General features: G+C 62.1%; 5 protein-coding genes. 4 read left to right on the top strand and 1 reads right to left on the bottom strand.

Features of this window, described 5'->3' with window-relative positions; genetic code table 11:
- Nucleotides 1-506 (top strand): sulfite exporter TauE/SafE family protein (locus HP546_RS26890; protein WP_172231871.1); only part of this gene is annotated, 506 nt, incomplete at its 5' end.
- On the opposite strand, the gene HP546_RS26885 is transcribed toward HP546_RS26890, so the two are convergent.
- Nucleotides 496-810 carry a putative quinol monooxygenase gene (locus HP546_RS26885; RefSeq protein WP_172231868.1) on the bottom strand — a complete coding sequence of 105 codons (315 nt, stop codon included), beginning with the start codon at nucleotides 808-810 and terminating at the stop codon, nucleotides 496-498. The genes HP546_RS26890 and HP546_RS26885 overlap by 11 nt on opposite strands.
- 164 nt (nucleotides 811-974) lie before the next feature.
- Here HP546_RS26885 and HP546_RS26880 point away from each other — a divergent pair, with 164 nt between their 5' ends.
- The 3 genes from HP546_RS26880 to ggt form a co-directional block, all read left to right on the top strand.
- Nucleotides 975-1,565 carry an NAD(P)H-dependent oxidoreductase gene (locus HP546_RS26880; protein WP_172231865.1) on the top strand — a complete coding sequence of 197 codons (591 nt, stop codon included), beginning with the start codon at nucleotides 975-977 and terminating at the stop codon, nucleotides 1,563-1,565.
- A 162-nt stretch (nucleotides 1,566-1,727) separates the two neighbouring features.
- Nucleotides 1,728-2,624: a LysR family transcriptional regulator gene (locus HP546_RS26875; RefSeq protein WP_172231862.1), complete on the top strand. Its 897-nt coding sequence runs from the start codon at nucleotides 1,728-1,730 to the stop codon at nucleotides 2,622-2,624.
- Between the two features lie 117 nt (nucleotides 2,625-2,741).
- Nucleotides 2,742-4,173 (top strand): gamma-glutamyltransferase (ggt, locus tag HP546_RS26870; protein WP_172231859.1); only part of this gene is annotated, 1,432 nt, incomplete at its 3' end.

Here is a 4,173-nt window from a genome sequence, read left to right as displayed (position 1 = left end):
TGGCGATGATTTTCGTCGGGACATTGCTCGGCAGTGCATGGCTGGGCATCAACAGCGGGCCGTGGGCGGTGCATGCATTGGGGGCGGCGCTGGTGATCTACGCACTATACGGGCTGGTGGGGCCGGCCTTGCGCGTGGTGCCTGTCTGGGAAGGGTGGCTGGGGCCGGTCTGCGGCTTTGTGACTGGCGTGGTCACCGCCGCCACAGGGGTGTTCGTGATGCCGGCAGTGCCTTACCTGCAGAGCCTGGGCATGCGCCGCGATGAGTTGATCCAGGCCCTGGGCCTGGCATTCACGGTCTCGACCCTGGCATTGGCCTGCGGCCTGGCCGGGCAGGACGCCCTGGGTGGCCAGGCGTTGGGCGCGTCACTGCTGATGCTGGCGCCGGCCCTGCTGGGCATGCTCGCCGGGCAGTGGCTGCGTCAGCGCATCAGTGCAGCGCTGTTCAAGCGCTGCTTTTTCATCGGCCTGGCCGTACTCGGCGGCCATCTGCTGATCAACGGCTAGCCGATGACGCGCTGAGCATGTCGATCATCTGGATATCGAACTCACGCTCCAGGTAATCCATGCGTTTTTCAAAGAACGCAGTCATGTGCGGCAGTGCCGAATGCACGTCGAGCGCGGCCTTGTCGGCCCACACCTCGAAGAACACGAACAGGCTTGGGTCCTGCTGGTCGCGCAGCATGTGGTACTCGATGCAGCCCGGTTCCTGGCGGCTGGGTTCGACGTAGGCGCGGAACAGGGTTTCGAACGCATCAGCCATTTCCGGGCGGGTCTTGGCTTTGAGGATGAAGGCGTGTTGCTCACTCATTGGGATGACACTCGATGGAGGATGATGAACCGATTCTACGGCAATAATGTGTTTGCCATTCGTGACTTCAGATCAATTGTATTTTGCCCCGTCGTTGCTGTATTCCACGCTCGCGAGCCTCTAACCTGCCGGCCTGATTTCTGAATCCGGCCCTGGAGGCCAGCATGAAAAAGATCCTTTTGCTCAACGGCGGTAAACAGTTCGCACATTCTGACGGTCGCCTCAACACCACCTTGCACGAAGCTGCAATCGCTCACCTGGACCGGGCCGGTTTCGATGTACGCGAGACCTTTATCGACGGCGGCTACGACGCCGAGGAAGAAGTGCAGAAATTCCTCTGGGCCGATGTAGTGATCTACCAGATGCCAGGCTGGTGGATGGGGGCGCCGTGGACGGTAAAGAAATACGTCGATGATGTGTTCACTGCAGGTCACGGCAGCTTGTATGCCAACGACGGCCGTACCCGCTCGGACCACTCGCAGAAGTACGGCAGCGGTGGCCTGGTCCACGGCAAGCAGTACATGTTGTCGCTGACCTGGAACGCGCCGCAGCAGGCCTTTGACGACGCCAGCGATTTCTTCGAGGGCAAGGGCGTGGACGCGGTGTACTTCCCGTTCCACAAGGCCAACCAGTTCCTCGGCATGACCGGGCTGCCGACCTTTCTGGCGACTGACGTGATGAAACGGCCGGATGTGCCAGCAGCCTTGGCAGCCTATGAGGCGCACCTGGACCAGGTGTTTGGCAAGGCTGATTGAGGTTTGTGTGCACCGGCCTCTTCGCGGGTGAACCCGCTCCCACAGGTATTGCACCGATTTCAAGGTCAATGGGGTTCCTGCGGGAGCGGGTTCACCCACCGCTGGACTTGGCCTGCACAAGCGGCTATCTAATCTCTGCAAAGATCCACTACAGGCCCAGACGTGAAAACCCGATCCGAAGAACTCCAGGTATTCGTCGCTGTCATCGACTGCGGTTCGATCTCCGCTGCCGCCGAGCAGATGGGCCAGACCCCGTCGGCCGTCAGCCGCACCTTGTCGCGCCTGGAAGCCAAGCTGGGTACCACGCTGGTCAACCGCACCACCCGGCGCATGGACCTGACCGAAGAGGGCCGGTTCTTCCTCGAGCGCTCGCGGCTGATCCTGCAGCAGATGGACGAGATGGAAGAGCGCCTGTCGATGAACCGCCAGACCCCCACCGGGCGCTTGCGCATCAATGCGGCCGCACCGTTCATGCTGCACGCCATCCTGCCGTGGATCGGCGAGTTTCGGCGCCAGTACCCGGGTATCGAACTGGAGCTGAACACCGACGATCTGATCATCGACCTGCTGGAGCAGAGCACTGATGTGGCGATCCGCATCGGCGAACTGGCCGACTCCAGCCTGCACGCGCGCAACCTGGGTTGCAGCCCGGTGCAGGTGCTGGCCAGCCCGGCTTACCTGGAGCAGCACGGTACCCCGCAGCGGGTAGAGGACCTGAGCAACCATTGCCTGCTGGGTTTCAGCCAGCCCGAGTCGCTCAACCAGTGGCCATTGCGCCACGCCCAGGGCGACCGCTGGAGCATCCGCCCGGCGCTGATCGCCTCCAGCGGCGAGACCCTGCGCCAGCTGGCCCTGGCTGGCGAGGGCATCGTCAGCCTGTCGCACTTCATGACCCACGAAGACATCCGCGCCGGGCGCTTGCAGGTACTGCTGGGCGAGGCCAACAACGGTTATCGCCAACCGATTCATGCGGTGTATTACCGCAATACCCAGCTGGCGCTGCGCATCCAGTGCTTCCTCGATTTCATCCAGCGCAAGCTGGCGATGTACGCCTGCTGATTTGCCTGAACGCGACACATCCTGTCCATCGGCGGCGAAACTTCCTACGGATGATTGCGCAGTTGAAACGCTTCGGCCTTACTGACTGCTCAACAAAAACAACACCAAGGAAGTGTCATGCGCATTGTCCCGTTCCAGTACCTGGCTCTCGCAGCCGCGATCCTGAGCTGTTCTTCGGTTTATGCCGCCAACCTGGAAGGCGGCGCGGTAGCCGCGCCTGATCAATATGGTGCACAGGTGGCCGCCGATATCCTGAAAAAGGGCGGCAATGCGGTGGACGCGGCAGTCGCCACCGCCTTCACCCTGGCGGTGACCTACCCGGAGGCCGGTAACATCGGCGGTGGCGGCTTCATGACCCTGTTCGTCGACGGCAAGCCTTACTTCCTCGACTACCGTGAAGTCGCGCCAAAGGCCGCCACGCGCAACATGTACCTGGATGACAAGGGCGAGGTCATCGAGAACCTCAGCCTGGTCGGTGTACGTGCCGCGGGTGTGCCCGGTACGGTGATGGGCCTGTGGGAAGCACACCAAAAGTTCGGCAAGCTGCCCTGGAGCGAGCTGCTGACGCCGGCCATCGGCTATGCGAAAAACGGCTTCAAGGTGGCGGAAAAGCAGTACCAGTACCGCAACGATGCCCAGGGCATGTTCAAGACCGCGACCAACTTCAACGACTACTTCGGCAACATGAAGGTCGGCGAGTTGTTCAAGCAGCCGGAAATGGCCCAAACCCTGGAGCGCATCGCCGACAAAGGCGTCAGCGAGTTCTACCAGGGCAAGACCGCCGACCTGCTGGTGGCGCAGATGCAAGCCGACAATGGCCTGATCACCAAGCAAGACCTGAAGGATTACAAAGCCGTGTGGCGTGAGCCGATGGCCGTTAGCTGGCGTGGCAACGTGGTGTACACCGCGCCGCCGCCGAGCTCCGGCGGCGTCGCCCTGGCCCAGCTGCTGGGCATCAAGGAAGACCGTGCGGCCGACTTCAAGGGGGTGGCGCACAACTCGGCGCAGTACATCCACCTGCTGGCGGAGATCGAGAAGCGCGTGTTCGCCGACCGCGCCGACTACCTTGGCGATCCGGCCTTCACCAAGGTGCCGGTGGACCAGCTGGTGGCCAAGGATTACCTGGCCAAGCGCGCCGCGCAGGTCAACCCGAAGGCGATTTCCGACACCGACAAGGTCAAGCCGGGCCTGGAGCCGCATCAGACCACGCACTTCTCGATCGTCGACAAACAGGGTAATGCGGTCAGCAACACCTACACCCTCAACCTTGACTACGGCAGTGGCGTGGTGGTGAAAGGCGCGGGCTTCCTGCTGAACGACGAAATGGACGATTTCAGCGCCAAGCCGGGGGCGGCGAATGCCTTTGGCGTGGTCGGCGGCGATGCCAATGCCATCGAGCCGGGCAAGCGCATGCTGTCTTCCATGAGCCCAAGCCTGATGACCCGTGATGGCAAGGTCGAGCTGGTCATCGGTACGCCAGGTGGTTCGCGGATCTTCACCTCTATCTTCCAGGTGATGAACAACCTGTACGACTACGGCATGCCGTTGG

Source organism: Pseudomonas sp. CM25 (assembly GCF_013179705.1).
GTDB lineage: Bacteria > Pseudomonadota > Gammaproteobacteria > Pseudomonadales > Pseudomonadaceae > Aquipseudomonas.
Note: the sequence above shows the minus strand (reverse complement) of the source record. Positions and strands in the feature narration are given on the sequence as shown.

Excerpts from the sequence above, each read along its gene's own strand:
- HP546_RS26885 (WP_172231868.1), bottom strand. The coding sequence starts at position 810 with ATGAGTGAGCAACACGCCTTCATCCTCAAAGCCAAGACCCGCCCGGAA.
- HP546_RS26880 (WP_172231865.1), top strand. The coding sequence starts at position 975 with ATGAAAAAGATCCTTTTGCTCAACGGCGGTAAACAGTTCGCACATTCT.